We start from the raw sequence: 26,335 nt of genomic DNA on the forward strand, positions 1-26,335 counted from the left end.
AAACTTAAATTGCTAGAAAGTGTAATAATATGTCACTAAGGTGTGGTGAAAATGAATTTCCTTCGAACAAAGATCTTTAGAAAAACTTTTATTACTTATTCTTTAATAATTATAGTATCAATATTGATTCTAGCATCTTTTATTACTGAAATAGTGGTAATGAATATAAAAAATGATGAGATGTACTTAAACAAGAAATCTATTGAGGAAGTTAACAATACCTTCAGCAAAGATTATGAAACCTCAAAATATATCGTAAATAGTTTGTATAGTCAACCTTCTACATTAACTGATGTAATTAATTTCCTTGAGAACGATTATAGTGAATATTTAAAGATGAGACTAGATATGTTTTATAAGGACAGTAATATTTCATATGGTATAAACACTCTTGTAAATAATTATCTAACCGAATACAGCAATATAGAAAGTATAACCTTTTATAGTTACAGCAGAGATACATTTTATTTATCTAATTCTTCTAAAAATTTAAAGGTCATATACAACGTAAGTAAAAAGGTAGGGTTTACTGATAAGAACAGGAACACAGGTAATTATCTAATAGATGCGCTGAAAAAAATTACTAAACAAACTGACAATTATTCATATTACACGATAAATGGTATAAAAGATTCTGACACTTTAAATGATGTTGGTTCCATCATTATAAGATATAATCTTCATTCGCTGGACAAGATAATAAACAATTACGAAAAGATTAAAAATAATATTATTGTAATTAATAGAGATGGAACTGTGATATATGATTATACAAAAAAACATTCAAATAGGGTTTATCCTTATTTAGATAAGCTTTCAATCGTTAATAAAATGACACGATTAGATGAATATTGCTATCAGGATACAGTTACAAATATATCTGGAGTCAGAATAGTAGGAATTTTACCTGCAAGAAGTATTTTGTACTCTAGCAGGGGTGTTATAGCGACTACTATTGTTATTGTGGTTTTAGTTATTACTTTGGGCGAAATCGTTGTGTACTATAAAACTAGAAGTTTATCTAATAGAATATATAATATAAATTCTGCTATGGCAAGGGTGCAAAAGGGAGAACTTGAAACTAGAATACCTGAGGATAATGAAAGTGATGAGTTCAGCATGATATCACAGAATTTTAATGATATGTGTGCAAAATTAGAACAATATATACACAAGGTTTATCTTATGGAAATAAACCAAAAAAATGCTGAGATGACAGCTCTTCAAAGCCAGATTAATCCTCATTTTCTATATAACACATTAGAGTCAATAAGAATGAAGGCAGTGTCAGATGGTAATCCGGATGTTGGAAAGATGCTCTATAACTTGGCATATCTTTTTAGAAATATGGTAAAAGGAAAAACTTTAATAACAATTGAACAGGAACTTTGTCACTGCAAAATGTATTTAGAGTTATTTAAATTTAGATATGAAGGCAAGTTTGACTATTGTATAGATATGGATGAACGGCTGTTAAATAACGAAATAATTAAATTTACTATACAGCCAATAATAGAGAATTTCATAGTACATGGAGTTAAACTAGATAAATACGATAACTATTTGATAATAATGGTGGAAAAAGAAGATGAACACATAAATATTATAGTAGAAGACAATGGAAAAGGTATAGATAAACAGACTTTTATGAAACTTGAAGATAGGCTGCTTCATAATGATGTAAAGGGAAATTCAATAGGAATGATTAATGTGCATGAGAGAATACAAATGCAGTACGGTAGTGACTATGGGTTAACTTTAGAAAATAAAGAGACTCCAGGTACAAGGATAATAATAAAAATTCCAAGTAAAGAGGTGGATGCTTATGTATAGTGTGATGCTTATAGATGATGAGGTATTTATACTTAATGGACTTAAGGATTTAATAGATTGGACAAGTCTTGGCTTATCTATTGATAATGTGGCACTTAATGGTGAAGAAGCAATTAAATTATTTAATAAAAAACCAGCAGATATAATTATTACAGATATATGTATGCCTAAAGTCAATGGACTGGAATTAATAAAAGAGATAAAGAAAGTAAGTGAGAAAACAAAATTTATAGTGTTGAGCGGATATGATGATTTTAATTATGCAAAGGAATCTATAAGCCTAGGGATAGAAAATTATATTTTGAAACCTATAAATGAAAAGGAATTGTATGGCACTCTTGAGGCAATAAAAGCTAAATTGGAGAGCGAAGTAAAATATAATAACATGATCAGCAGAGATAAAGAAATATTAAAAGATAATATTCTTTACCGACTTATGATGAACAATATAAACTTAATTGAATTGAAGGAAAGAGAGTTTTTATTAGATATCAGGTTAGATTATGAGCATTATTCTGTAGCTATTATGAAATGTGATTTAGAAACTTCGGGTGAGAACACTATTGATGATATCTATGATTTTATAGAGGATTCTTCAGCAAACAGGGAAGATATATGTATATTTAATAATCTAGAGGGTAATATAGTTATTTTATTTGGTTCGAATAAGTTTGAAGGTTTTGAAGCTCAAATTCTGGAATATCTAAAAGATATTAAAAATACTTTGTGGGATACTTTTCACGTAAAATGTTTTATTACTCAAGGGAATATAGAGTGCGGCTGTTTAGAAGTTTATAAAAGCTATGAGATAGCAAATAAATTGCAAAATTATTTATTAGTACAGGGATATGATAAAATAATAAACTATTTTGATTATACGCAGATGCATAAGCTTAGCAATACCAAGTTTTCAGTAAACTCTCATGATTTTGAAAAGGTAATTTTAAGTAAAGATCAGGCAGCCATCGATGATTACATAGATGGCATATTTGAGGAATTGAAACAAAGTGAAAATATTACACCGGATTTGGTACAAAATATAGCGATTAAGATGCTGATAGAAGTAAATAAGATATGTAATGAATTTAATATACAAAGTAATCATGAGAATCTAAGAGATATGATTTTAAAGATATGTACTATAAGAACTGTTGATGAATTAAAGGATGAAATTAAATTTGAAAGCAAATCTCTAGTTGGAAATATTAAGAATGTTTCTCAAAAGATGAGCCCTATTACTAAACAAGTTTTAAGTTATATTAAAGAGAATTATTATGAGGAGCTTTCTTTAAAGACTCTAGGAAATAAGTACAATATTAATCCTTTTTATTTGGGGCAAATATTTCATAAAGAGGTAGGACAAAACTTCTCAGAATTTATTAACAAAGTAAAAAATGAGAAGGCTAAGGAGTTATTGCTTTCTTCTAATTTAAAAGTAAGTGAGGTAGCTAAGAAGGTTGGATATACCGATAATAGTTACTTTTATAGAAAATTCAAGGAGCACTTTGGAGTGTCACCTAATAGTTTGAGAGAAAATAAAAATTATTAACTTTAATATGTCCACTAAATAATAGATATTTCTAACTTTAAGCGATAGTTTAGTTATGATATATTTTGATTGAGTATGATAAGGTAAATTGCATGTGGATATAATAAGGTAATTTAAAAGATCCTGCAAAGTTACTTTACCAGGGTCTTTTAATATATGGCTAGAAATGAGGAATAAATATGGAGAAATATAAAGATATAAATTGTTCAGTTGAGGAAAGAGTAGAAGATTTACTTTCGCGCATGACACTTAAGGAAAAAGTAGGACAATTAAATCAAAAATTATACGGATGGGAAGCATACATAAAAACAGAAAACGGGTTTGAAGTATCAGAAGCATTTAAGGAAGAGGTTAACATTGGTGATGGGCTTGGAGCTTTGTATGGTCTTTTTAGGGCCGATCCATGGTCTAAAGTAAATTTCAATAATGGTATTCCATTATCTGATAATGCAAAAGTAGCAAATATGCTGCAGAAGTATGTTATTGAAAATACAAGGCTTGGAATACCTATATTCGTGTCAGAGGAATGTCCTCATGGTCATCAGGCTCTAAACGGTACAATGTTTCCTACAAACATAGGAATTGGTTCAGCATGGAATACGGAACTGTATGAAAAAGTTTTTTCACAGGTAGCTGCGGAGATAAAATCCAGAGGGGGAAGCTTAGCTCTTGTTTCAACTCTTGATATAATGCAGGATCCAAGATGGGGAAGGGCAGAGGAATGTTATGGCGAAGATCCATATCTAGCAGCTCAGCTGGCAGCCTCTGCAGTAAAAGGACTTCAGGGACATAGTACTGATGATTTGAAAAGAAATGATAAATTAGCGGCAGTAGTTAAACACTTATGCGCCCAAGGAGCAAGTGTAGGAGGACATAATGGAAAGGGGGCACCGTTAGGTGAAAGAGAATTAAGAGAAGTTCATATTCCTGCCATGAAATCTGCAGTGGAAGCTGGGGTGGAAGGCTGTATGGCAGCTTATAATGAAATAGATGGTATATACTGCCATGCTAATAAAAAACTGCTTACAGACATATTAAGAAATGAATGGAATTTTCAAGGAATAGTAATGTCTGACGGCTGTGCAGTAGATAATTTAGTTAATATTGCAGGCAGTTATGAGGGAGCTGCAGCTATGGCATTAAAGGCAGGTGTTGACTTAAATCTATGGAACGTAGCTTTTACTAAGTTAGAGAAGGCTGTTAAAGAAGGAAAAGTAAGTGAGGAATATATCGACAGGGCCGTTAGAAGAGTCTTGAGACTTAAATTTGTGACAGGTCTTTTTGATAATCCATTTGTTGATGAAACTTTAGCAGAAAAAGTTGTAGATAATGAATACTCCAGAAAATTAAATCTCGATATGGCAAGAGAGAGTATAGTTTTACTAAAGAATGAAAACAACATTTTACCACTTAAAAAAGAATTATCTAAAGTTGCTGTCATTGGTCCAAATGCTGATTATATATATAGCCAGCTGGGAGATTATACGGCGCCTCAACTGAATGGTACAGGAAGTACTGTACTTCAGGGAGTAAGAATGGTAGTTGGTGATGAAACAGAAGTTACTTATGCAAAGGGCTGTGGTATAAGGGATACCTCAACAGAAGGTTTTGCTGAAGCTATTGAAAAAGCCAAAGCTTCCGATGCTGTAATATTGGTGCTTGGAGGAAGCAGTGCCAGAGATTTTGGCGTGAAATTTGATATGAATGGAGCTGCCATATTAGATGGTCAAGTAGGAGAAATGGATTGCGGAGAAGGTGTAGATGTAGCTGACCTAGAGCTGGGAGGAGTACAGGTTGAGCTGGCAAAAGAAATAATTAAAACAGGCAAACCTGTTATAGTAGTGTTAATCCAGGGAAGGCCATATTCAATACCGTGGATAGCGGAGAATGCTGATGGAATAATATGTGCATGGTATCCTGGAAAAGAAGGAGGACAGGCTGTAGCAGATGTAATTTTTGGAAACTATAACCCTAGTGGAAAGTTATCTGTTTCCATTCCTAAGGCTTCAGCTCAGCTGCCGGTTTATTATAATTATAAGGATACAAGTGATTATCTTGATATGACTTCATCACCTCAGTATAGCTTTGGATATGGTATGAGCTATACTAAATTTGAGCTTACTAATTTAAGATTAGAAAGGGATAAGATTTCATTGAAGGAAATTAATAATGGTAATACGGTTAAAGTAAGTATTGATGTGAAAAATACAGGAAGAGTTCCAGGTGCGGAAGTAGTTCAGCTTTATATACAGGACCTTGAGGCAAGCATAACTAGAAGAGTGAAGGAACTTAAAGGATTTAAAAAGATATGGCTTGAAAGCGGAGAAGCAAAAACTGTTACTATGGAACTTGGCAAAGAGGAACTTTCTATATGGAATGTTGATATGCAATTTATAGTTGAACCAGGAAATGTAAAGATAATGGTAGGTAATAGTTCAGCTAATACTCAGGATACAATCCTTATAATAGAAGAGTAGGAGGTAATAAATTTGAAAGCAATAATAAATTGTAGGATTGTTACTCAAGAAGAAATACTAGAAAATAAGATGTTGTTATTTGATGAAAAGATATTAGGGATAGAGGATGAAAAGAACAAGGATCAATATTTGAATAAGTGTGAAGAAGTAATAGATGCTGGTGGTCTCTATGTTTCACCTGGTTTTATTGACGTTCATATTCATGGCTCAGGCGGCTGCGATACAATGGATGCAGACTTGGAGAGTCTGCAGACTATAGGAACGTGTATAGCACAAAATGGAGTTACATCATTTTTGCCAACTACTATGACCATGAGCAAAGAGAAAATATACTTAGCTTTAGATGTTATAAGAGAAGGCATGAAACTTGATTATAATGGTGCGAAGATACTTGGTGCACATATGGAAGGCCCTTTTATAAGTAAGAAGTATAAGGGTGCACAAAAGGAAGATTATATCGTTAACCCTGAATACTTATTTATAAAGGATTATACAGATGTTATTAAAATAATTACTATGGCACCAGAAGAAGATAAAAACTATGAATTTATTAGAGAAGTTAAAAGCAAGACAGATATAGTGCTTTCGTTGGGACATACTTCAGCTGCCTATGATAAGGCTATAGAAGCAATAAATAATGGAATAAGTCATGCTACACATACTTTTAATGCCATGTCAGCCTTTAATCACAGGGAACCTGGAACTGTAGCAGCTGTCTTGAATAGCGATGTATTCAGTGAACTTATTGCAGATAAAATACATGTACATCCTGAAGTATTTAAGATCCTATATAAAATGAAGGGTAAAGATAGAGTCATACTTATAACGGATTCTATGAGAGCAGGATGCCTAAGAGATGGTATATCCGAACTTGGAGGACAAAAGGTCATAGTTAAAGACAATTCAGCTAGACTTGAGGATGGAACTTTAGCGGGAAGTATATTGAAGCTTAATAGAGGAGTAGCTAATTTCAAGAATAGCGTTGGAATTAGTATGAATGAGGCCATAAATATGGCATCGTTAAATCCTGCAGTAGAACTGGGACTTCAAAATCAGATTGGAAGTATAGAAGCAGGCAAACTAGCAGACTTAATTATTATAGATGATGAATTTAATGTTAGCAGAACGATAATATCAGGGAAAACAGTATTCAGAAAGAATTAATATATTTCATAAAACCCCTTTCATTATTTCCTAAATTATAATAAGATACTTATAGATTAGTTTTAGGAGTGAATATAATGAATTGTATAAAACCTGGATTTATAATTGAATCAGAAATAGACGGTGATAAGATTTTAAAGCAGATTGAGAAGGTTGCAAGAACCTGTTATAAAAGCGAAGACAGAATAACTTCAGATTCAGCAGCAAAGTTTGTTGGCGGACTTATTAAACGTGGTCATGAAGCTATGATTGAACATAGTTCTATAACTGTAAGATTTATTTGTGACAGAGGAGTATCACATGAGATAGTGAGACATAGGGTGGCTTCCTTTGGTCAGGAAAGCACTAGATATTGCAATTACAGTAACAGTAAGTTTGGCAATGAAATAAATGTCATTGATATAGAAGGCGGCGTAAAATTAGACACAAAGATGAAGGATTTGCCGCCGGAAATTGTAAGCCAGATTGTTGAGGAATGGGCTCAGGCTATGAAGGATGCTGAAGTACACTATATTAAAATGATAGAACTTGGAGCTACACCTCAAATGGCTAGGTCAGTACTTCCTAATTCTTTGAAGACTGAGATTGTAGTCACAATGAACATGAGGGAATGGAGACATTTCTTCAAACTTAGGACGGACATAGCGGCTCATCCTCAGATGAGAGAACTTACACTGCCGCTGCTTGCGGAGTTTAAAAAATTGATTCCTGTAATGTTTGATGACATTTAATTATAAAAAATAACAGTATATGAAACAGTATATCAGATCATGATAGAGATGATATGCTGTTTTTTTACTAAAAACATATAGCATGCCTAAATAAACTCGGTTAATATCTATCTTTGTAATTGTTTTCAAATGTTATATAATAATACTATAAAGGTTTATGGTTTTATAAGCAAAAGACATATATAAATGGTATAATTTATACAAAAGAATTTTGAAAAACTGGGGGATTTCTTCTTATATGGATTATATGGAGGAAGCAATAAAAGAGGCAAGAAAAGCTCTGAAATATGGTGAGGTACCTGTTGGAGCAGTCATAGTAAAAGATGACAAAATTATAAGCCGGGCATACAATTTAAAAGAGCGAAGAAATGATGTTACAGCACATGCAGAAGTATTAGCTGTGAGAGAAGCAAGTAAATACATAAATAACTGGAGACTGACAGGCTGTAGTATGTATGTTACGCTGGAGCCATGTCCAATGTGCGCAGCAGCTATTGTTCAGAGTAGATTAAGTAAACTCTACATAGGAGCTCCAGATATAGATTCTGGTGCCTGCGGCTCTGTTATAAATCTTGTACAGAATAATTATTTAAATTACTGGATGGATGTTAAATGGCAGTATAATGATGATTGCAGTGAACTGCTAAGTGAATTTTTTAGAACAAAGCGGCGTAAGCAATAATTAATTAACAAAATGACACATATTATAAATTACGGAATGATGTTAAAGTTCATTAACAGGAGAGGATTTATATGATGAAAAATGATATTTTCAGGGAACGTGTTAATTTTGACTACAACAAGTTTATAAAAGGTGAGTGTTCAAGTGCATACAACTTTTTTGGCTGCCATCTTACAGAAGAAAATGGGAAAAAAGGAGCTCATTTTGCAGTTTTTGCACCAGGGGCAAAGGAAGTAAGATTAGTTGGCGATTTTAACGACTGGAATGGCCAGCGATTCATTATGAATAAGGATAAATGTGGTATATGGTATTTATTTGTAGAAAAAATTATACCAGGCAATACATATATGTATGAAATAGTAGGGCATAACAATAAAAAGGTATTAAAATCCGATCCTTATGCATTTTACAGCCAGCTAAGGCCGCAAAATGCATCCCAAGTAGAATGTTTAGACAATTATAAATGGAATGATGAAAATTGGTTATGCGGTAGGAAAAATATTAATATATATAAAAGACCAGTAAATATATATGAAGTACATGCAGGTTCTTGGAAGACAAATGATGGAGTTCCATATGGATACAGGCAACTGGCAGATGAACTTACAGCTTATGTTAAAGATATGGGCTATACACATATAGAACTTTTGCCTCTTACAGAGCATCCGCTGGATGAATCATGGGGATATCAAACTACAGGATATTACTCACTTACTAGTAGATATGGTTCAAATGAAGATTTTATGTACTTTGTTAACAAATGCCATGAATGTGGTATTGGCGTTATATTGGATTGGGCACCAGGACATTTTTGTAAGGATGAGCACGGACTTTATAACTTTGACGGTAATTATTTATTTGAAAGTGATAATGAAAAATTGAGAGAAAATTATGATTGGGGTACAGCTAATTTTGATTTTAAAAAAGGACATGTAAGAAGCTTTCTAATATCCAACGCTGTTTTTTGGTTTAGGAAATATCATATAGATGGTATAAGAGTAGATGCAGTAGCTAATATTATGTATTTAAATTATGGCAAAAAGAATGATTTAGATATAAAAAATGAATTCGGCGGATATGAGAATCTGGATGCAATAAAATTTTTAAAGACATTAAATGAAAAGGTATTTGAAAGCGTGGACAATCCATTAATGATAGCTGAAGATTCATCTATACAGTCAATGGTTACAGCACCGACATATATGGGAGGAATAGGTTTCAATTACAAATGGAATATGGGCTGGATGAACGAAACTCTTAAATATATGGAGAAGGATCCGGTGTATAGAAAGTGGCATCATAATAGTGTTACATTTACAATTAGTTATACATACTCGGAAAACTTCATACTTCCACTTTCACATGATGAGGTGGTTCATGGTAAAAAGTCTTTGATAGATAAGATGCCAGGTGACTACTGGCAGAAGTTTGCAAACCTCCGAGTGCTGTATGGATATATGATGGCGCATCCAGGTAAAAAGCTTCTTTTTATGGGGAGTGAATTTGCCCAATTTATTGAATGGAATTGTAAACAGCAGTTAGATTGGCTGCTTTTAGAATATCCTGCTCATGATGCTATGAGGTTTTATGTTAAGAGCCTTAACCATTTTTATTTGAAGGATAAAACTTTTTGGGAGTTAGATCACAGCAAGGAGGGCTTTGAATGGATAGACTGCCAGAATTATGAGCAGAGCGTTATAAGCTTTATAAGAAAAGCCGAAGATGGGGATTTCTCTATAATAGTATGTAATTTTACGCCTGTAACTAGATATGATTATAAAATAGGTGTGCCTAAGCTTGGTGATTATAAAGAAGTGTTCAACAGTGACAGAAAAGAATTCGGAGGCAGCGGCGAGACAGTAGAAGGCATACTTTGTGCAGAAAAAGAAAAGTGGAATAATGAGCAGTATAGTATAAAGACAAAGATTCCGCCTCTAGGATTTGTTGTAATAAAACCAAGATAAAGAGTAATGTTAAGGAACGGTAGTGGAAATTTAATTAGGGTAAATAATAATGAGCTTACAGATGTTTTAGTAAGCTCATTATTATTGAATTATAAAAATTTATAGAGTTTCTTTAAGAATTTTGTTTTTGAAAAGAAAGGCAGCCTTTTTAATAGTAATCACTATAACAAGCATGATTACTGAAGTTATTGCGATAACTCCACCAGCAGCAGCATTTACATAATAAGAAATTACGAGTCCAGAGATAATATCTATAATGCTTATGATTATTGAATACACGAGGGTTTTCCTGAAACCCTTTTGGAGCTGAATTGCAGAAGCTACTGGCAGGGCAATCATCGAACTTAAAACAAGGACGCCTACAACTCGTATTGAGACTGATATAGCAGCAGCTACGATTATTGAGAATACATAGTCAATAAGTTTGACCTTCACTCCAGCTACTTTTGCGCCTTCCTCATCGAAAGTTATATAAACAAGTTGATTAAAGAAAACAAACAATACTATTAAAGTAATCAAACATAATACAGAAACTATTAAAAGATCCTGCTTAGTAACTGTAAGAATACTTCCGAATAAAAATGAATTTACATTGGCTCTTGCTTGGCCAGAACTTATCAGCGTTATTGCTATACCAATACTTAATGACATAACAATAACAAGTATAATCTCAGTGTACTTTTTGTAATAGTTTTTAAGTACTTCTATCAAAAAGGAGCAGAGAGAAGTAAAAATAAATGCACTTATTATAGGGTTTTGACCAAATACAAGACCAAGAGCTACACCAGCAAGAGAACTATGAGCCAGAGTGTCTCCAATCATTGAGTGTCTTCTCAATACTAAAAATACTCCTATGCATGGGCAGATTATAGAAATTAATATAGATATAATTAATGCATTTTGCATAAAACTATACTGAAACATTATTTGAAGCCCTCCTTTCTGCTGTTGCAGAAAAATCCTGTGGGTCATGAAGACACCCTATCCCTGAATTTAAATAGAAAATTTTGCTTGAGTTGTTCATAGCAGCATTAAAGTTATGTTCTACTGATATTATAGTCATGCCTTCTTTTCTATTTAAATCTTTTAGTAGAGAGTAGATTTCTCTCTGACTCGGATTATCTATACCCGTAGATGGTTCATCAAGTACTAATAAGTCAGGCTTACCAAGTAATGCTCTGGCAATAAAAATTTTTTGCCGTTGTCCTCCAGATAGGTTCCCAATGAGTGAATTAGCAAAGCCTGTCATATTTACAGTATCCAGAGCATTTTTTATAGCTGATTTATCTTTAATTTTAGTACATTTTCTATGTACATTCATCATCTCATATACTGTTATAGGAAATTGTGAGTTATAGCTCTCAAACTTTTGTGGTACATAGCCTATGTTCTTTGTATCAATAGCAATCGAACCACCGGATGGGTTAAGAAATCCTAACAATAATTTTAGTAGAGTGCTTTTTCCACTTCCATTTTCACCTAAAATAGATAAATAGACACCCTTGTCTATTTTTAAATTTATATTCTTTAAAACATAATCAGAAGAATCTCCGTATGAAAAATTTAAATTTTTAATAGTTAACATGTTTCCTCCTAGATACAAGGTAATAAATCCTTATATAGATAACAAAATTTACGAGTTCGTTGAACTTCTTATATTTTTGTATCTATATTTTAAGTTTTTGCAAAATTTGCTTTTACTAATCTATTATATATTTAGATGCAAATAATTTGCAATACATATAAGTAAATAAATCTAAATTTATTTACTTATATTATATCTACAGCATTAGGACAGTAATACATTATATTTATGCACTTATTAAGTAGTTTGATATATTTACTACTGGCCGGGTTTATAATAAAGTAGAATATAATGTGGACACGTATTGAATTGGTCATAATGAGGCTGATTCGAAATCAAGCTGTCCGCAAGGCCACGTGCGTTCGAATCTTACTATCTACGCCAGTCTAATAAACGAGTGAAAGGATTCGAACCATCGTTGTTTGAATCCTTTCACTTTCTATACTATACTTATTAAAATAATTCTGACTATAAATGAACATCACCAAATCAATCATGCCATATTTGTTCATCTTTTCCTTTTCAAACGCGCCCTAGTTATTACGCAAGTATTTTCGTAGATATTTTGGAGTAACACCAAATGCTTTTTTAAAAATACGGTCAAAATATCCAACATTTTCAAATCCAACTGTTGCAGCGATCTCTGTAATGGTATTTTCTTTTACTAATGTTTTTCATTATGATTTTGTCGATGTGCTATCTGATATCTCAATTGAAAGAGCAAGGCCGCTATTATTAAGCAAAAACATTAATTCAGTAGTGGGACTAAATGACGCTGCATGTAAATTGAGTAAATGACACACTAAAAAATCCATGTGACAGGAGTCGAACCTGCACATGGATTTTTTAACTTACTTGTAACTAATCATTTTTTTGCGGCTATAAATAGATTTGGAAGCTTATCATATAAATTGCAGGATTCCAGAATATGAAAGCCATGTTTTGAAATCATGGCTTCAACATCGTGAATCTTTAAATTCTCCATAAGCGGAAGAACACCGGCTTTGCATAGCAACGATTGAGTATAAGTAATAATATTTCTTTTTTCGCCCCAGCAATCTGTTGCCGAAAGGAAAATACCATCCAGTTTTAGCAGTTCAAAGACACGTGAAAGAAAAGAATCTATGTCTTTTATGTAACATAGAATATTGAATGCCATAATTACGTCAAATGAACCTGTTGCCCAGCGGGCATCAAAAATATCCGATACTTCAAAATGAATGTTTTTAATATTGGCACTTTTCATCTTTGCCGCAGCAACATCAATCATTTTCTTAGCGGTATCAATAGCGTATATTTCTTTCACACTTTTTGATAGCTCTATCGTAGTAATGCCGCTGCCACAACCGATATCCATTGCAATCTGATTCGGATTTATATATTTTTCAGATTTACTGATAGTATCAGCATAAGCTTGACGATATGTATGAAGCGCATGTTTATCATAGCCGGACGATAGTTGATTCCAGAATTTCTTGCTTTCCAATTTCTTGCCTCCTAAAACAATATAAAAACTGTACCATAGGTGTTCATTACAGAATGATGGTTACATTTTCGACTGCGGGTCGAATTACTTATAGTCTATCACATTTTCGACCCGTGGTCAAGTCTTTGCTTATATGATATAATGCAGTTGACAGGTGAATGAAATGGATAAGCGTGAAATTATTATCAAAGCGATGTATCAGTCGACAGTTTTTACAGTGGAATGCTTCCTTCGGCTATGTGGATGAGTCCAACTATAACGTTGTTATCTATGGCAACATAAATGTCCTCTGCGTCGTTTTCAACCACACTTTTCGGATTTGCGCCTTTTTCTATAGCCATTTTATAAAATTACGCTATATATTTTTTTCAAAGTGAACCGCATCACTGACGGAATAATTGCACTTATTGTAAAATTGTTTATCGAATGGAGCAGTTATCAATTCAATATGAGATATTCCCTCAGATTTCAACGCTTTTTCACAAAAATGAAGCAGGCCTTTTCCGATGCCCTTATGCTGATATTCTGATAATACCGAAAGCATCATGATATAAAAGTCGTCGCGCGAATAAATCTGTATTCTCCCAAACAATATTCCGACGATTTTTTGGGTATCAAAAGCTGCAAAACACCTGTCCATTGGATTTTCAAGAGAAGCAATTACGCTTTTAGTGGCTTGTGTATCTTCCCAGCATTCATTCCATGGCGGCTGTTTAAAAGCTTTCACTATTATTTTCGCTGCATCTACTGCCTGCTCTTTTTTTAATAAACCAAAACATAGTTCCATACTCAATACCTCCAAATTATTTGCCTAATCGTATTTTTTCCAAGCTTAGTCCTTGATCCCATTTACAATTGCTTTACTATGAAGGAGAATGATCCATACGGTAACTGCTATCAGGGACGATGAAATCATGATAATTCCAAGGCCATGGACCATGTTGATCCATGCCAATGAACCTAGTGCCATGCCAATACTGCCTAAAATGGTGTGGACAGCATTGATTAACGAAGAAGCGGAACCGATATCCTCACTTTGCTGATCCAGCAGGATGTTGGTACTGAAAGGCCGTATGGCACTCTCAACTAAAGTAAAAGGAAGGTAAGAAATGAGGAATATCAATGGGGATTGGTTTCCAAGCAGTAGTATGCAAAACCCACTGACCAGTGCCACACCAAAACAGCACCATGAAAAAGTGCGCGCAGACAGTTTTCCAATGGAACGAATATATATAACAGGGCCGAGAATAGCTAAAGCAGAGTTAACAGCAAAAAAGAAACTGTATGTCTGTGCGTTTAGAGAGAAGTGATTTTGATATATGTAGGATGACATCGCTACGTAAGCCATGTAGGGTGCTGCAAGCATTGCGGCAACAAACAGGAAAGCGCTGAATCCCACGTTCTTTCCAACTACAAGTAAGCGTTTTAATGAACCTTCCAGATTACCGCTATAGCGCTTTGCTTTTGGCAGTGTTTCCTGAAACATAAGTGCAGTTATCAATGTCAGACTTCCGATCAAAGCGAGAACCCAGAAGGTATCTCTCCATTCAGCTACACGTAAAATTGCAGCACCCGCAATAGGGGCAACCATCGGTGCAATTACGCCCATAGCTTGTACTACGGCCAGAACCTTGCTTTTTAATTTCCCAGAGAAACAGTCTTTCACTAAAGCCGTCGAAATGGCCATAACGCCTCCGGCTCCCAATGACTGGATTATCCGGAACAGGATCAACTGGTATATCGACATTGACAGGGCAGATGCTATGCTTCCGACTGTGTACAAAGACAAACAAAAAATAAGGATGGGTTTTCTGCCGTGTTTATCACTGAGGGGGCCGAAGAGAATAATGCCGACCGCAAAAAAAAGATAGAAAGCAATCAGGGTCAAATTTACCATTGCAGATGTCGCTTTAAAATAGTTTGTCATAGTTGGCATGGCAGGAAGATATAGATCAATTGACAATGGTATAAACATTCCCATCAAGGAAATGAACAGAATTAATCCTGTTGATCCAAGATGTTTCTGTGGCATTAGCAAGATAGTAGATTGTGTTTTGTCTTTTTTCACCATTATAGCATCTCCTAATATTTATTAATTTTATAAGAGGATATTTCTTCGCATTTTATTGCTTTGGGCTTACAGCGCATAAAATAAAAAAAGGATAAGCAATCAACAACATCTGTTGATAACTTATCCAGCACACGAAGTGTACCCTCCGTTACGTTATTTATGATAGCTTAAAATATTTACTAAGTCAAATATTTAATAAGATATAGAATAGCAAAATGAATCTTAGAATCAAAAACAGAAAAAGTAACCAAATGTATGCAGCTCTAATTCGCAGGCATTTTCTTTTTCCGGGAAAGGAGTTGTGGATTTAAATGTTCATATGGGACTTTGTCGCCGATACTGTCCTCGGTGATTTTTTTATGCAGATGGGCAACATGGGCGTAGAGCTGTTCGATATGCCAGGGGTACAATCAATCGTGCTGTTCTTCTCTTACCTTGCATGGGCTTTAGGTGTCGGCCTGCTTTGAATGCGCAATCGAGTACCAGTCCGGCAGAGGCAGCATTAGGGTTATGCCTCAACAGCTGTAAAAATTTTGAGGAAAACAAACAGTTTCTCCATAGCCGTATGGAGCAGGAGCAGAATTTGGTTATCTGCAAGCTCCTTGAAAAAGACCTGAATTTTCTCGACTGGATACAGGTGCAGATGGCCATCGCCCGTGAGTTTCTTATCATCATCCACAAAATGTTTAGATATCTCTTCTCATCAAACTAAAGCTTTGAGCTGTAGGACCTGTGTCAGGCAAACCTGCAAGGAAAACAGCTAAATCTATAACATCTTCCGGAGCTTTAACCCATTCACCATTTATAGAAAAAGCTGAATTCTTATCTTTCTTACTATCATTTCCCATATCCGTATTCACCGGGCCGGGAATCAGCTCATTTACGCTGATCTTAAATTCTGATAATTCCTGAGCTAAAATTCTTGTGAGCATCCATAATCCGGCTTTTGAACAGCTATAAGGGGCACCATCCGCTCTACCTTTGTGTCCCATTCCAGAACCAATTGTTATAATTTTACCGGAACCGCTTCTCTTTAGATATGGAATTGCGGCCTTAGCTGTATAAAAAGCCCCATTAAGATTGACATCAAGCACTCTTTTCCATTCTTCAATATCAAGTTTATCAACCGGCAACTTTTCCATTTAAACTATCCAAGATTTCACCCCCGTATATAATTAATAGCTAAATTACAGTTATCTAAATATAAGTCACATCAATGATTTGTCAATTTATATATTACCGCAAATCATTGGTAAAGCGAATTGTTATTCTCCAATCTGCCACGGAAATGTAGCAGATTTTTCTATGTGTGAAACCAAAATTAGAAAGGAGAAGTCTTCATGCTCAAAAAAGTGAGACTCCAGTCTCCGCCGCAAGGAAACGTCTATATTCAAGAATTCCTCGATATGATCGCGCCTTCCATCGGCCCTGATATGGTGAAAGGATATATAAATCATTCAATTCCATCTTTCCATTCGTAGAATGGAAACGGTAATACCCGACTTTCTGGTTGTCCTGAAAAATACAGGTATATTCATTGATGTGATTTTCAATTTTATTCCGCACCCATGAAAGCACTTTGGAATAGTCGATTAGCGAAGTGTACTCATATCGGTCAATCAAGTTCTTGCTCAGTTGAAACAGCGGTTCAATATTCGCAGTTTCGGCAGACACATAAGTCAGATTCATTAGGATTTACCTTACAGCCATACGGCCCAATCGCCGTAATCAAATGTTCCGCTGCCATGATGCAGTTTTCCGTCGGTTTGGAGTTGTCGGAAAGCATCGCGCATACGGGCGAGAATTTCCGGATGAATATCGAGACTGTGATGTGCTGGGAATACCCGTTTGGCCGGCAGTGCCGAGACCTTTTCCAAAGAAACAAGATACGCTTCGGGATCGGTGGATGGATAGTAGGCGAACAGTGTGTCTTTGTAGACCAGATCACCGGTAAAAAGATAGCCGCGATCTTTTTCCCAAAAGCACATATGTCCTGGCGAATGTCCGGGAGTATGCAGTACCTGAATGCAGCGGCCTCCAATATCAATTACGTCGCCATCCTTCAGCACTCGTGTCGGAGTACCTTGAAAAAACTCATACTTGTTTACATCATAACCTTCCGGTAACTCACAGCGGTCGATTACCATACTTTTGATTTGATCCATAGTCAGAGGAAATTCGCCGCTCAGCCAGTTTAATTCATCTTCGTGGGCGTAAAAATCCGGGAAATACTGATGACCGCCAATGTGATCCCAGTGAATATGGGTTGCTACGGCGATGACAGGCTTATCTGTCAGCTTTATTACTTCGTCATAGATATTGCAGATACCGAGGCTGGTATCGATTAAAAGACTGTGGTCTTTACCGTTCAACAGATAGACGTGTGTTTCCTCCCAATGCCGATATTCACTGATTATATGCGTATCCGCATCAATATGATTTATTGTAAACCAATCTTTCATTTGAATTGTCCTTTCTAACCTGCTTACAGGAATTCAATAATTATTTTACGTTATATTCAAAATGCTTGATATCTTCTTCTAAAATCAAATGCTTTTTACTATCCGCTTCAGAGATCAGACGAACCGGACGGCAGGGGTTGCCAAATGCGAGATAGTTATCAGGAATGTCTTTTGTTACGACGCTACCGGCACCGATTACTACATTGTTTCCTATGTGTACACCACCTAATACAACGGCATTGCATGCAATCCATACGCTGTTTCCGATATGGATTTCTTCGGCGTATTCAGCCATTGTGGTATTTCCGCTTTCATCGAATCCCATACGTTCTTGGGCAATCAGGGGATGGGTCGTGGCCATTAATGAAACATTCGGTCCAAAGCATACATTGTCACCAATATAGATGCGGGCGTCATCCATCACCATTAAATTAAAGTTTGCAAAGAAATTTTCTCCGATAAAAGTATGGCGACCGTAATTAAACTGGATAGGCCCTTGAAAATAATAAGTTTTGCCGATATCACCGATAAACTCCTTAATGATCAGTAAACGGTTAGGGTCGTATTCGTCCATTGTATTATACTTTTGGCAAGCAATGTGTGCTTGATGCTTTATATCTTTCAGTTCTTTTTTTCGTGGGTCAAAAATTTTGCCCGCAAATATCTTTTCTTCCTCTTTCATAACATAGTTACCTCCAATGTGTATGTAAATAAGATACAATTATCAGATGATAAAGGCATGCCATTAGTTCACCTTTTATAAAACATTATACCATTTTATTTAGTTTTTTCTTCCAATATAATAAAATCCATTGGATTTATTACCATTCATAGTTGTAAAGGTCAAATGCTGATATTTAAGAGTAGTAAAGCTAGTTAAAAGATTGTGAATCCAATCTTCGGAATGGTGGCGACATATAGCACCCTCTGGCAATTCAAAAATGCCATAGGTTCCGTATTTTTCCTGAAATTTTTGATAGCGTTTTATATTCCTTTCATCTGAATTTAGGAGAAAGTCATTTACATATAAAATTCCGTTAGGTTTTAATATACGTTTTATTTCATGTATAAGAAATTGATGCTCATTATTATCATAAATGCAAGTCAAAACCGCAAATAGGATAACAGCGTCAATGCTATTATCTGGCAGGTCTATTCTTGCTTCCTTTTTTACACGCAAATTAAGATAAGGGAATTGTTTTCGTCCTTGTTCTATCATGCCATCTGAAAAATCAATTCCAATCAAGTTATGATAACCAAGTTGATATAATTCATTAAGTGTTCGACCATAACCACACCCAACATCAAGGATAGTATTACTTTTGCATACATATTTGGAAAATTCATCTGAATGAAACGGGGTTGTAAATTTCTTTTTAGTTGATACTTTGTTCCAATATTCTTGTTGCTTCATGTTAATATTCAACCTCCTTTTCTTGCATTATAAAACAATGCGTGATAGTCTGAATATGAGAAATCTCATACCATTTTAGAGAGGTGAATATCTTGGAGATTATAAAGAAGAGCGAAATTTTAGAAGAATATTATAATCACTTTCCGTTGACAGATTTTTTTAGTTTTAATATACATCCCTATATATCTGTCGTAAAATTTGAAAGTGATGAAAAGATATTGAATGAAGGCGATAAATCTGCTTATTTGTTTTATCTAATTGATGGACGGGCGAAACTATTTATTTCTCATGGAAATGGGCGCATTTCTCTAATCAATTTTATAAGCTCACCCTGTTTTATAGGGGAAATGGAATTGATTGGTGGTCAAGATACAACCAATGGCATAACAGCTATTACTCCGTGTACCTGTTACGCTATTCGTGTAAAAGACTGTAAAGAAAGAATACTTAATGATATAAAGTTTCTTCGTTATATTTGTTTATTTTTGAGTCAAAAAGCAATAAGAAATACTTACAATTATTCAAAAAATCAATTATACCCATTAGAAGTACGTTTAGCAAGGTTTATATTGCTTACATCACATAATTGTCTATACAAAGAAAAACATACAGAAGTAGCTGAGTTTTTAGGTATAACATATCGCCATCTGTTATATGTCTTAGCTGATTTGGTAAAACGAGGTTTTTTATCAAAAACAAAACAGGGATATTTTATTCAAGATATAAATGCCTTACATAACGTAGCTGAAATGAAATAATTTCTTTGTAAATATCCATAATACATTATAGCAAGAATATAATTGGTTACGCTACGCCTAAGCATATTGATATAAATCCAATTTAATTTGTGTTTTTTGATATGATACTAGCAAACAAGTAGAAAAAGTAGAAAAATTCCAGCATAGTTTGTTAATAGAATTGTTGATTTATAGCTATTAATCTTATATAATGAGAAAGTGGTAAGAAATTAAACTTAATATGGAGACGTATCGAAGTGGTCATAACGGGGCTGACTCGAAATCAGTTTACGGTGGTAACATCGTACGTGGGTTCGAATCCCACCGTCTCCGTCAAGCTTATAAAGAAAATGAAAGTATTCAAACCTTTACGGTTTGGATACTTTCATAAAAAAATTCTGTATGGAGAGCCTTTTCTAATTTAGAGAGGGCTCTGTGCTTAATGGCAACAAAATGCTTACCATTAAGCCATGTGGAGAATTCTTTTTTAAATGAATACTACCATTATGGGATTTAACAATCTGATAAACGATTTGTATACCAAAACCATGACCAACTTCACTTGTTATTGTTCCAGTTATGTCCATGAAAAAATTCTTATTAAAAGCAGTTAGTTTATCGTCTGGGAGTCCAATTCCATTATCTGATAATTCAATCTGCAAATCCTGATTTATTTTCTTAAGAAAAACATTAATATTGCAACCTTGCGGATTATGGCAGATACTGTTTTGAATAATATTTTGAAGCATACGTCTAAGAAGTGATAAGTCTCCATATAAACAGCAGTTATTCAAATCTTCGTCAGTGTCAAAATTAATTTTATATTTATCTTCAAGTCCTGTATTTAAAAATTCAATAATTACCTGTCTTATCAATTCAATAGGATAAATAGTTTCAATTTTAAGTGGCTGCATAGAGTATTCAAGTTTGGATACAAGGTTTAGATCAGCTATGAGATTTTTCAGTTTTTCACCTTGACGTCGTATGAGTTCACCCTGATTTTGTATGTATTCCGGTAAAAGGCTGTCATCTTCTATTTCACTTGCATATCCAAGCATAATTGATAAAGGTGTCCGGATGTCGTGGGAGATTGCGTTGATCCATTCAGCACGAGCCCTCTCTTTTTCGATTAAATGTGTTCCAGTCTTATTTAAAGCAGTTTCTATCTCTGCAAGCTCACCTTCCTCGGGCAGAGCAATTGCAGTTCCTTGTGAGATGTTTTGTATTCCATTTATGATTGGGCTGATTGCCTTTTCTAATCTTTTTATATTGCGGCAAATAAAATAAGATAGTACTAAAATATTGATACAGATGAAAAGAATGCTTCCATATATAAGCCCCTTTATTATATGAGAGTTTGATACGTAATTTAATTTTATGATACTATTTTGAGGATATCCGATGACAAGCAAACCAGAAGATAAGACTTCTTCAAGAACAGGATAATCATCTAAATACCAACGACTAAATCTTGCTATTTGGGATGAAGTATAGTGTCTAGGTAAATTGTCTGGCATGGAATTTTCCCATATTACTGTCCCGTCATCATTTAATACCATTGCCCAACATTTTTCTTTCTCTATTAAATCTACCGATTTATTATCTATAGTAACGATCTGATTATGATCTATATGTATACCATTTGCAATCTCAGAAATAGATATATTGGAAATTTTACTGGTATTTGTTATAAAGGTTATTATACAAAAAAGAAGTATAATATTTATAGTGAAAAATAGGAAAAGAATAATCAAAGCGGAAGAAATATATTTTTTGAAAAATTGTTTTGTAGTGTTCAATTACTGTTCCTCCTTAATTATAAGTTTATATCCGAGCCCTTTTACTGTTATTAAGGAAATAGGATGGGATGGATCACATTCAATTTTTTGCCGTAAATGCCTAATATATGTCATCAGTGTCGCCTCATATCCTTGCCAGTATTCACCACCGCAACATTGTTGGCAGAGGGTTCCAATTGCAACGATTTTTCCTGCATTATCCGCAAGAGCTTTAATGATGCTGTATTCTTTTGCAGTAAGGGAGATACGCATATCATTACGTAAAATTTCAGCTTTATCCAAATCGATGGTAGAAGAATGGAGGAATACAAGATTATTTTTTGGTGGATTCGTACGTCTTAAAATAGCAGAAACTCGAAGCAAAAGTTCTTTAGGTAAAAAAGGCTTTGTAAGATAATCATCAGCACCAAGTTCAAATCCTGAAAAGCGATCCTCGGCTTCACCTTTTGCGGAAAGCATGAGTACTGGAATCTGACTAAATACACGTAATTCTTGCAATAGTTCAAAGCCATCCATTTCAGGCATCATAATGTCTAGTATTACAATAGATGGATTTTCCATCTTTATTATTTTTAAAGCCTCTTTTGCTGAAGCAGAAGTTCTTACGTGTTCGTAACCAGCTCTTTCAAAAATATATCTTATCATATTTAATAATTCAATCTCATCATCAACTATGAGAATAGAATCTGTCTCCATAAAATCATCTCCCTATATAAACAATCAAAGAAATTCATTTCCACCAGAAACTATTATATAATTTAGAGACTTTTTTGTATATAAAGATATGCAAATATCAAGGTAAAAACAAGGTAGATTCAAAGTTAGCACAAGGTTGTTGTTGTACAATGAATGAGAAATGAAGAACAAAGATGTACAGAAAAGAGGAAATTTATATGATTATTTTAAAAGCAGAGAATCTTTCAAAAATATATGGCAATGCGGAGGCAGAAGTAAAAGCATTAGACCATATCAACCTTACAATAAATACAGGAGAGTTTGTTTCAATTATAGGCCCAAGTGGATCAGGTAAATCGACTCTTTTACATATGTTAGGAGGCGTTGATAAACCAACTAGTGGCAAAATATGGATTGATAACACGGATATTTCTGCACTAAACGAAACAGAAATGTCAATCTTTCGTCGCAAGAAGGTCGGCTTAATTTATCAATCTTATAATCTGATACCTACATTGGATGTAAAAAAGAATATACTTCTCCCAATGTTATTAGATGGAATAAAAATATATGAGAAAGAAAAAGAATTTGAAGAAATTGTAAAATTGCTTGGACTTGAAAAAAGACTGGAACATTTACCAAATCAGCTTTCTGGTGGGCAGCAACAACGTGTGGCAATAGGCCGTGCTCTAATTTACCGACCATCTATTATTTTAGCAGATGAACCAACAGGAAATTTAGATCGAGAAAATACAAAAATAACATTGGAACTATTAAAGCAGGCAAATAGAGAATACAACCAGACGATTGTGATGATAACACATGATAATGAGGTTGCTTTATCTGCAAACAGAATGATAAAGATAGTAGATGGAAAGATTTTATCAGACGAGGTGGTTACTCATGAAAATAATTAATGAATATACCTTACAGCAAATTAAAAAAAATAAAAGACATACCATATCGATTCTGGTTGCAATTGTAATTGCATCAGCATTATTATTTTCCTTATGCACCTTTATATATTCGTATTGGCAGTCTAAAATAGCAATGACCATTGCCCAGACAGGAAACTGGCATGGAGAATTGTTTGATTCTATAAAGGGAGATAAATTACAAAAGGTAATCGATCATCCGGAAGTTGAAAGCGCTATGGTAAAGGGAACATGGATCACAGCAAAACTTACAAATTCAAAACTACCATATTTATTAATACGTGATGGAGATAAAAATTTCTGGAAAGATATGAATTTGAAAAACACCCTTACAAAGGGACGGCTTCCAGAGAAAGATGGAGAGATCGTAATAGCAAAACAGTTCTTTTCTGATAACCCAGCCTATCATATTGGTGATAAACTATCGTTGCCTGTTGGAAAACGAATGGTAGGAGATAAAATTGTTGATGTCAACGATTACAAACATGATGATGAAACTTTTTTGTCAACTGGAAGCAGAACTTATACAATAGTAGGAATGTTGGATGTCTCAAGCTTATCTGCATATCCAGGATATATCACTATGGGCTATCTAGACGTAAATAAAATACAAGCGAATGATGAGTTAACAGTTTACATGCGTCTTTTTCACCTTGGAAAAATATACGAGGTTCTACCGGAGTTAGCAAAAAATACAGGACTTAAACAAGATACCAGAGGACAGTATGGAATAAAATATAATACTCCACTGCTAAGCTTATATGGTATATCTGAAAACCATGCAGTCAGCGCTCAAATGATACTTATTATTGCAATCGTATCAATTTTATTACTATTGGTTATGGGGACTTTTATTCTGATTATTTATAATGCTTTTTCTCTTTCTGCAAACAGTAGAATAAAAGAATTGAGTATATTAAAAAGCATAGGTGCAACCCCTATTCAAATTAAGAATTCTGTTTTATATGAGGGATTTTTATTATGGCTTATACAATCGCCAATTGGAATCCTGGTGGGGCTGTTATTTACAAAAATTATTTTTTCGAATATGAACAGAATACTTTCAGTCACAGACAATTATAAAAAGATGGATTTGTCTTTTTCCTGGTATGTAGTTATGATCGCTTTAGCAATTTCGCTTATTACAGTATTGGTTTCAGCGTCTATTCCAGCCAGAAAAATGGCTAAAATACCAGCTGTAGAAGGAATTTCGCAAATGACTTCAGGTAAAAAGAAGCTGAGAGATCATAAGTTACTACAAAAATTATTCCACATAGAAGGCGAGCTGGCGGGCAGACAATTCCAAGCCAATAAAAAAAGTTTGCGTACAGCGATTATTTCACTTTCTTTATGCTTTATTCTGATTGCAAGCTATGCCAATATTATTACAATTTATCAACTTGCGCAGTCTAAAAATAGGGAAATAACGAAATATGATATGTCACTCGATTTAAATCTAATGGATACCCCCAATCAAACAATGGTGAAGAATATTCTTTCGATTCCTGAAATAAAGAAAAGCGTAGTACATCGTCAGGTTCTGGTAACAACGAATGTGGCTGCAACACAGCAGTCAGATAAATTCGTAGCTGCCGGTGGATTTAATAGTGTTGATAAGAATAAGTACTATGTATCAAAGGACAAAGATAATTATAAGATTGAGGTGTGTCTGGTAGGATTAAGCGATGAGTCATTCCATTCATATTGTAAACAAATAGGTATTAACGCTAGTCAGTATTATAAGAAGGAAAATTGTAGGGGAATTTTATATGATAGCACCTATCATTTGGCACCTGGGGCAAAAGAAATCCAGAAGCTACCAATGCTAAATTTGCGCAAAGATAGCACCCTGCGTCTGTCTGAGAAGGTATATGACGGTACAGATGGAAATTATGAATTTAATGCTATAGTTGGAGATGTAACACAAAAGGAGCCGGGAGCCCTAAGTATGTCTAGATACAGTGTTGCACTTGTTTTCCCAATGAATAAGTATAAAAAAATTATATCAAATTTTAATCCAGAACGAGAACTTGAGGCAAACAGAATGACAATGGATTTTATAGTTGGAAAAGATAACTCAAAAATGGTTAAGGATAAAATATATAAGATCTGTAATACGTATGTTGGTTCACAAGATTTTTCAATATGGACATTATTAGAAGAACAGGAAAATGAAGCAATAAGACAACAAGCAATATCTGTTGCTATTTATGCAATCGCATTAATGTTTGGAATAATAGGTATTTTTAATGCGTATTCTACCATATCGAATAATTTACAGATTCACAAAAGGGACTATGCAATGTTACGTTCAGTTGGTCTTACGCCGGGAGGATTGAATAGAATGTTGTTTCTAGAGGGACTTTTATTTGCATTTTCTCCGTTGCTAGTAAGTATTCCTTTCATTGTTTTGATTTGTTGGTACATGTTGAAGCTGACTTTGATTTCATGGAATGAGTATCTTGCAGTTTTTCCGGGTAGGACGATATTTATTTATATTGGTTGTATGTTGTTGTCAATTATATTGGCGTATGCATTTTCGGCTAGAAGTGTAAAAAAAGGAAATATTATAGAAACTATACAAAACCAAATTATTTAATATAAAAGGAACCGGATCAAAAAAGGTGAAAAACTTTTCTTGGAATGTGGCAACGACTTGGTATTACCGTGGCGTTGGCCAACTTTCTTCAAAATACCAGATACACTCCCTGTCTATTGACATGTGTCAATGAACATGATAAAATCTATATGACTAAAAAAGTATTTTGAGT

The 26,335-nt window shown here is 34.2% G+C and carries 23 protein-coding genes, 1 tRNA gene and 1 pseudogene; 12 read left to right on the forward strand and 13 right to left on the reverse strand.

The features are described 5' to 3' along the window. Positions 1-51: 51 nt before the first annotated feature. From CLORY_RS02370 to glgB, 7 genes are all read left to right on the forward strand, one after another. Positions 52-1,833 (forward strand): sensor histidine kinase, encoded by a 1,782-nt coding sequence (locus CLORY_RS02370; RefSeq protein WP_079421921.1) that lies wholly within the window; start codon positions 52-54, stop codon positions 1,831-1,833. Beyond that, a complete protein-coding gene (locus tag CLORY_RS02375) occupies positions 1,826-3,382 on the forward strand; it encodes a response regulator transcription factor (RefSeq protein WP_169911499.1) in 1,557 nt (518 codons plus the stop codon). The genes CLORY_RS02370 and CLORY_RS02375 overlap by 8 nt, the downstream gene beginning before the upstream one ends. 179 nt (positions 3,383-3,561) lie before the next feature. Then, on the forward strand, positions 3,562-5,859 hold the full coding sequence (locus tag CLORY_RS02380; RefSeq protein WP_079421923.1) for a glycoside hydrolase family 3 N-terminal domain-containing protein: 2,298 nt from the start codon (positions 3,562-3,564) through the stop codon (positions 5,857-5,859). Positions 5,860-5,871: 12 nt separating this feature from the next. Beyond that, positions 5,872-7,023: an N-acetylglucosamine-6-phosphate deacetylase gene (gene nagA / locus CLORY_RS02385; RefSeq protein ID WP_079421924.1), complete on the forward strand. Its 1,152-nt coding sequence runs from the start codon at positions 5,872-5,874 to the stop codon at positions 7,021-7,023. A 77-nt stretch (positions 7,024-7,100) separates the two neighbouring features. Further along, positions 7,101-7,754 (forward strand): FAD-dependent thymidylate synthase, encoded by a 654-nt coding sequence (gene thyX, locus CLORY_RS02390; protein WP_079421925.1) that lies wholly within the window; start codon positions 7,101-7,103, stop codon positions 7,752-7,754. A 238-nt stretch (positions 7,755-7,992) separates the two neighbouring features. Beyond that, positions 7,993-8,436: a nucleoside deaminase gene (locus CLORY_RS02395; RefSeq protein ID WP_079421926.1), complete on the forward strand. Its 444-nt coding sequence runs from the start codon at positions 7,993-7,995 to the stop codon at positions 8,434-8,436. Positions 8,437-8,507: 71 nt separating this feature from the next. Continuing rightward, entirely contained in the window at positions 8,508-10,400 is a 1,893-nt protein-coding gene (gene glgB / locus CLORY_RS02400; RefSeq protein WP_079421927.1) for a 1,4-alpha-glucan branching protein GlgB, read from the forward strand. Positions 10,401-10,499: 99 nt separating this feature from the next. Here the strand turns inward: glgB and CLORY_RS02405 are convergent, their stop codons facing one another. The 6 genes from CLORY_RS02405 to CLORY_RS02430 all read right to left on the reverse strand — a co-directional run bounded on the left by CLORY_RS02405 (position 10,500) and on the right by CLORY_RS02430 (position 15,542). Beyond that, complete coding sequence (locus CLORY_RS02405; RefSeq protein ID WP_079421928.1) at positions 10,500-11,324, reverse strand: metal ABC transporter permease; 825 nt, start codon at positions 11,322-11,324, stop codon at positions 10,500-10,502. After that, positions 11,311-11,985 carry a metal ABC transporter ATP-binding protein gene (locus CLORY_RS02410; protein WP_079421929.1) on the reverse strand — a complete coding sequence of 225 codons (675 nt, stop codon included), beginning with the start codon at positions 11,983-11,985 and terminating at the stop codon, positions 11,311-11,313. The genes CLORY_RS02405 and CLORY_RS02410 overlap by 14 nt, the downstream gene beginning before the upstream one ends. Before the next feature lie 533 nt (positions 11,986-12,518). After that, the gene (locus CLORY_RS24170; protein ID WP_079422000.1) at positions 12,519-12,635 is read right to left on the reverse strand and encodes a helix-turn-helix domain-containing protein; all 117 of its coding nucleotides are present in this window, start codon (positions 12,633-12,635) and stop codon (positions 12,519-12,521) included. Between the two features lie 215 nt (positions 12,636-12,850). Continuing rightward, positions 12,851-13,471: a class I SAM-dependent methyltransferase gene (locus CLORY_RS02420; RefSeq protein ID WP_169911500.1), complete on the reverse strand. Its 621-nt coding sequence runs from the start codon at positions 13,469-13,471 to the stop codon at positions 12,851-12,853. Positions 13,472-13,826: 355 nt separating this feature from the next. Further along, positions 13,827-14,258 (reverse strand): GNAT family N-acetyltransferase, encoded by a 432-nt coding sequence (locus CLORY_RS02425; RefSeq protein WP_079421931.1) that lies wholly within the window; start codon positions 14,256-14,258, stop codon positions 13,827-13,829. A gap of 45 nt (positions 14,259-14,303) precedes the next feature. Next, a complete protein-coding gene (locus CLORY_RS02430) occupies positions 14,304-15,542 on the reverse strand; it encodes an MFS transporter (RefSeq protein WP_079421932.1) in 1,239 nt (412 codons plus the stop codon). A gap of 311 nt (positions 15,543-15,853) precedes the next feature. Between CLORY_RS02430 and CLORY_RS02435 the strand changes: the two are divergent. Continuing rightward, positions 15,854-16,049: pseudogene (locus CLORY_RS02435) on the forward strand (conjugal transfer protein TrbL family protein); the annotation flags it as partial. Position 16,050: 1 nt separating this feature from the next. Here CLORY_RS02435 and CLORY_RS23175 read toward each other — a convergent pair. The 5 genes from CLORY_RS23175 to CLORY_RS02460 all read right to left on the reverse strand — a co-directional run bounded on the left by CLORY_RS23175 (position 16,051) and on the right by CLORY_RS02460 (position 19,418). Further along, a complete protein-coding gene (locus CLORY_RS23175; RefSeq protein ID WP_169911497.1) occupies positions 16,051-16,221 on the reverse strand; it encodes a hypothetical protein in 171 nt (56 codons plus the stop codon). Between the two features lie 7 nt (positions 16,222-16,228). Beyond that, on the reverse strand, positions 16,229-16,684 hold the full coding sequence (locus CLORY_RS02445; protein ID WP_242954308.1) for an SDR family oxidoreductase: 456 nt from the start codon (positions 16,682-16,684) through the stop codon (positions 16,229-16,231). Between the two features lie 558 nt (positions 16,685-17,242). Beyond that, positions 17,243-18,004, reverse strand: coding sequence for an MBL fold metallo-hydrolase (locus CLORY_RS02450; RefSeq protein WP_079421934.1), 762 nt, complete (start codon positions 18,002-18,004; stop codon positions 17,243-17,245). A gap of 40 nt (positions 18,005-18,044) precedes the next feature. Then, positions 18,045-18,686, reverse strand: coding sequence for a sugar O-acetyltransferase (locus CLORY_RS02455; RefSeq protein ID WP_079421935.1), 642 nt, complete (start codon positions 18,684-18,686; stop codon positions 18,045-18,047). Positions 18,687-18,785: 99 nt separating this feature from the next. Next, a complete protein-coding gene (locus CLORY_RS02460; protein WP_079421936.1) occupies positions 18,786-19,418 on the reverse strand; it encodes a class I SAM-dependent methyltransferase in 633 nt (210 codons plus the stop codon). A gap of 83 nt (positions 19,419-19,501) precedes the next feature. On the opposite strand from CLORY_RS02460, the gene yeiL reads away from it, so the two are divergent. Both yeiL and CLORY_RS02470 read left to right on the forward strand, forming a co-directional pair. Beyond that, positions 19,502-20,176: a transcriptional regulator YeiL gene (gene yeiL, locus CLORY_RS02465; RefSeq protein WP_423236512.1), complete on the forward strand. Its 675-nt coding sequence runs from the start codon at positions 19,502-19,504 to the stop codon at positions 20,174-20,176. Between the two features lie 222 nt (positions 20,177-20,398). Further along, positions 20,399-20,488: transfer RNA gene (locus CLORY_RS02470), tRNA-Ser, on the forward strand. 83 nt (positions 20,489-20,571) lie between these two features. Here CLORY_RS02470 and CLORY_RS02475 read toward each other — a convergent pair. Both CLORY_RS02475 and CLORY_RS02480 read right to left on the reverse strand, forming a co-directional pair. Further along, positions 20,572-21,954, reverse strand: coding sequence for a sensor histidine kinase (locus CLORY_RS02475; RefSeq protein ID WP_079421937.1), 1,383 nt, complete (start codon positions 21,952-21,954; stop codon positions 20,572-20,574). Then, positions 21,955-22,650, reverse strand: a complete 696-nt coding sequence (locus tag CLORY_RS02480) for a response regulator transcription factor (protein ID WP_079421938.1) — start codon at positions 22,648-22,650, stop codon at positions 21,955-21,957. It abuts the gene before it with no gap. Between the two features lie 197 nt (positions 22,651-22,847). On the opposite strand from CLORY_RS02480, the gene CLORY_RS02485 reads away from it, so the two are divergent. Then, entirely contained in the window at positions 22,848-23,546 is a 699-nt protein-coding gene (locus CLORY_RS02485) for an ABC transporter ATP-binding protein (protein ID WP_079421939.1), read from the forward strand. Next, positions 23,533-26,163 (forward strand): ABC transporter permease, encoded by a 2,631-nt coding sequence (locus tag CLORY_RS02490; protein WP_079421940.1) that lies wholly within the window; start codon positions 23,533-23,535, stop codon positions 26,161-26,163. The genes CLORY_RS02485 and CLORY_RS02490 overlap by 14 nt, the downstream gene beginning before the upstream one ends. Positions 26,164-26,335: the final 172 nt, after the last annotated feature.

Origin of the sequence: Clostridium oryzae (genome assembly GCF_002029235.1) — a bacterium.
GTDB lineage: Bacteria > Bacillota > Clostridia > Clostridiales > Clostridiaceae > Clostridium_AE > Clostridium_AE oryzae.

Coding starts and splice junctions, on each gene's coding strand:
- CLORY_RS02370 (WP_079421921.1), top strand. CDS start 52: ATGAATTTCCTTCGAACAAAGATCTTTAGAAAAACTTTTATTACTTAT.
- CLORY_RS02375 (WP_169911499.1), top strand. CDS start 1,826: ATGTATAGTGTGATGCTTATAGATGATGAGGTATTTATACTTAATGGA.
- CLORY_RS02380 (WP_079421923.1), top strand. CDS start 3,562: ATGGAGAAATATAAAGATATAAATTGTTCAGTTGAGGAAAGAGTAGAA.
- thyX (WP_079421925.1), top strand. CDS start 7,101: ATGAATTGTATAAAACCTGGATTTATAATTGAATCAGAAATAGACGGT.
- CLORY_RS02395 (WP_079421926.1), top strand. CDS start 7,993: ATGGATTATATGGAGGAAGCAATAAAAGAGGCAAGAAAAGCTCTGAAA.
- glgB (WP_079421927.1), top strand. CDS start 8,508: ATGATGAAAAATGATATTTTCAGGGAACGTGTTAATTTTGACTACAAC.
- CLORY_RS02405 (WP_079421928.1), bottom strand. CDS start 11,324: ATGTTTCAGTATAGTTTTATGCAAAATGCATTAATTATATCTATATTA.
- CLORY_RS02410 (WP_079421929.1), bottom strand. CDS start 11,985: ATGTTAACTATTAAAAATTTAAATTTTTCATACGGAGATTCTTCTGAT.
- CLORY_RS02425 (WP_079421931.1), bottom strand. CDS start 14,258: ATGGAACTATGTTTTGGTTTATTAAAAAAAGAGCAGGCAGTAGATGCA.
- CLORY_RS02430 (WP_079421932.1), bottom strand. CDS start 15,542: ATGGTGAAAAAAGACAAAACACAATCTACTATCTTGCTAATGCCACAG.
- CLORY_RS02445 (WP_242954308.1), bottom strand. CDS start 16,684: ATGGAAAAGTTGCCGGTTGATAAACTTGATATTGAAGAATGGAAAAGA.
- CLORY_RS02450 (WP_079421934.1), bottom strand. CDS start 18,004: ATGAAAGATTGGTTTACAATAAATCATATTGATGCGGATACGCATATA.
- CLORY_RS02455 (WP_079421935.1), bottom strand. CDS start 18,686: ATGAAAGAGGAAGAAAAGATATTTGCGGGCAAAATTTTTGACCCACGA.
- CLORY_RS02460 (WP_079421936.1), bottom strand. CDS start 19,418: ATGAAGCAACAAGAATATTGGAACAAAGTATCAACTAAAAAGAAATTT.
- CLORY_RS02480 (WP_079421938.1), bottom strand. CDS start 22,650: ATGGAGACAGATTCTATTCTCATAGTTGATGATGAGATTGAATTATTA.
- CLORY_RS02485 (WP_079421939.1), top strand. CDS start 22,848: ATGATTATTTTAAAAGCAGAGAATCTTTCAAAAATATATGGCAATGCG.
- CLORY_RS02490 (WP_079421940.1), top strand. CDS start 23,533: ATGAAAATAATTAATGAATATACCTTACAGCAAATTAAAAAAAATAAA.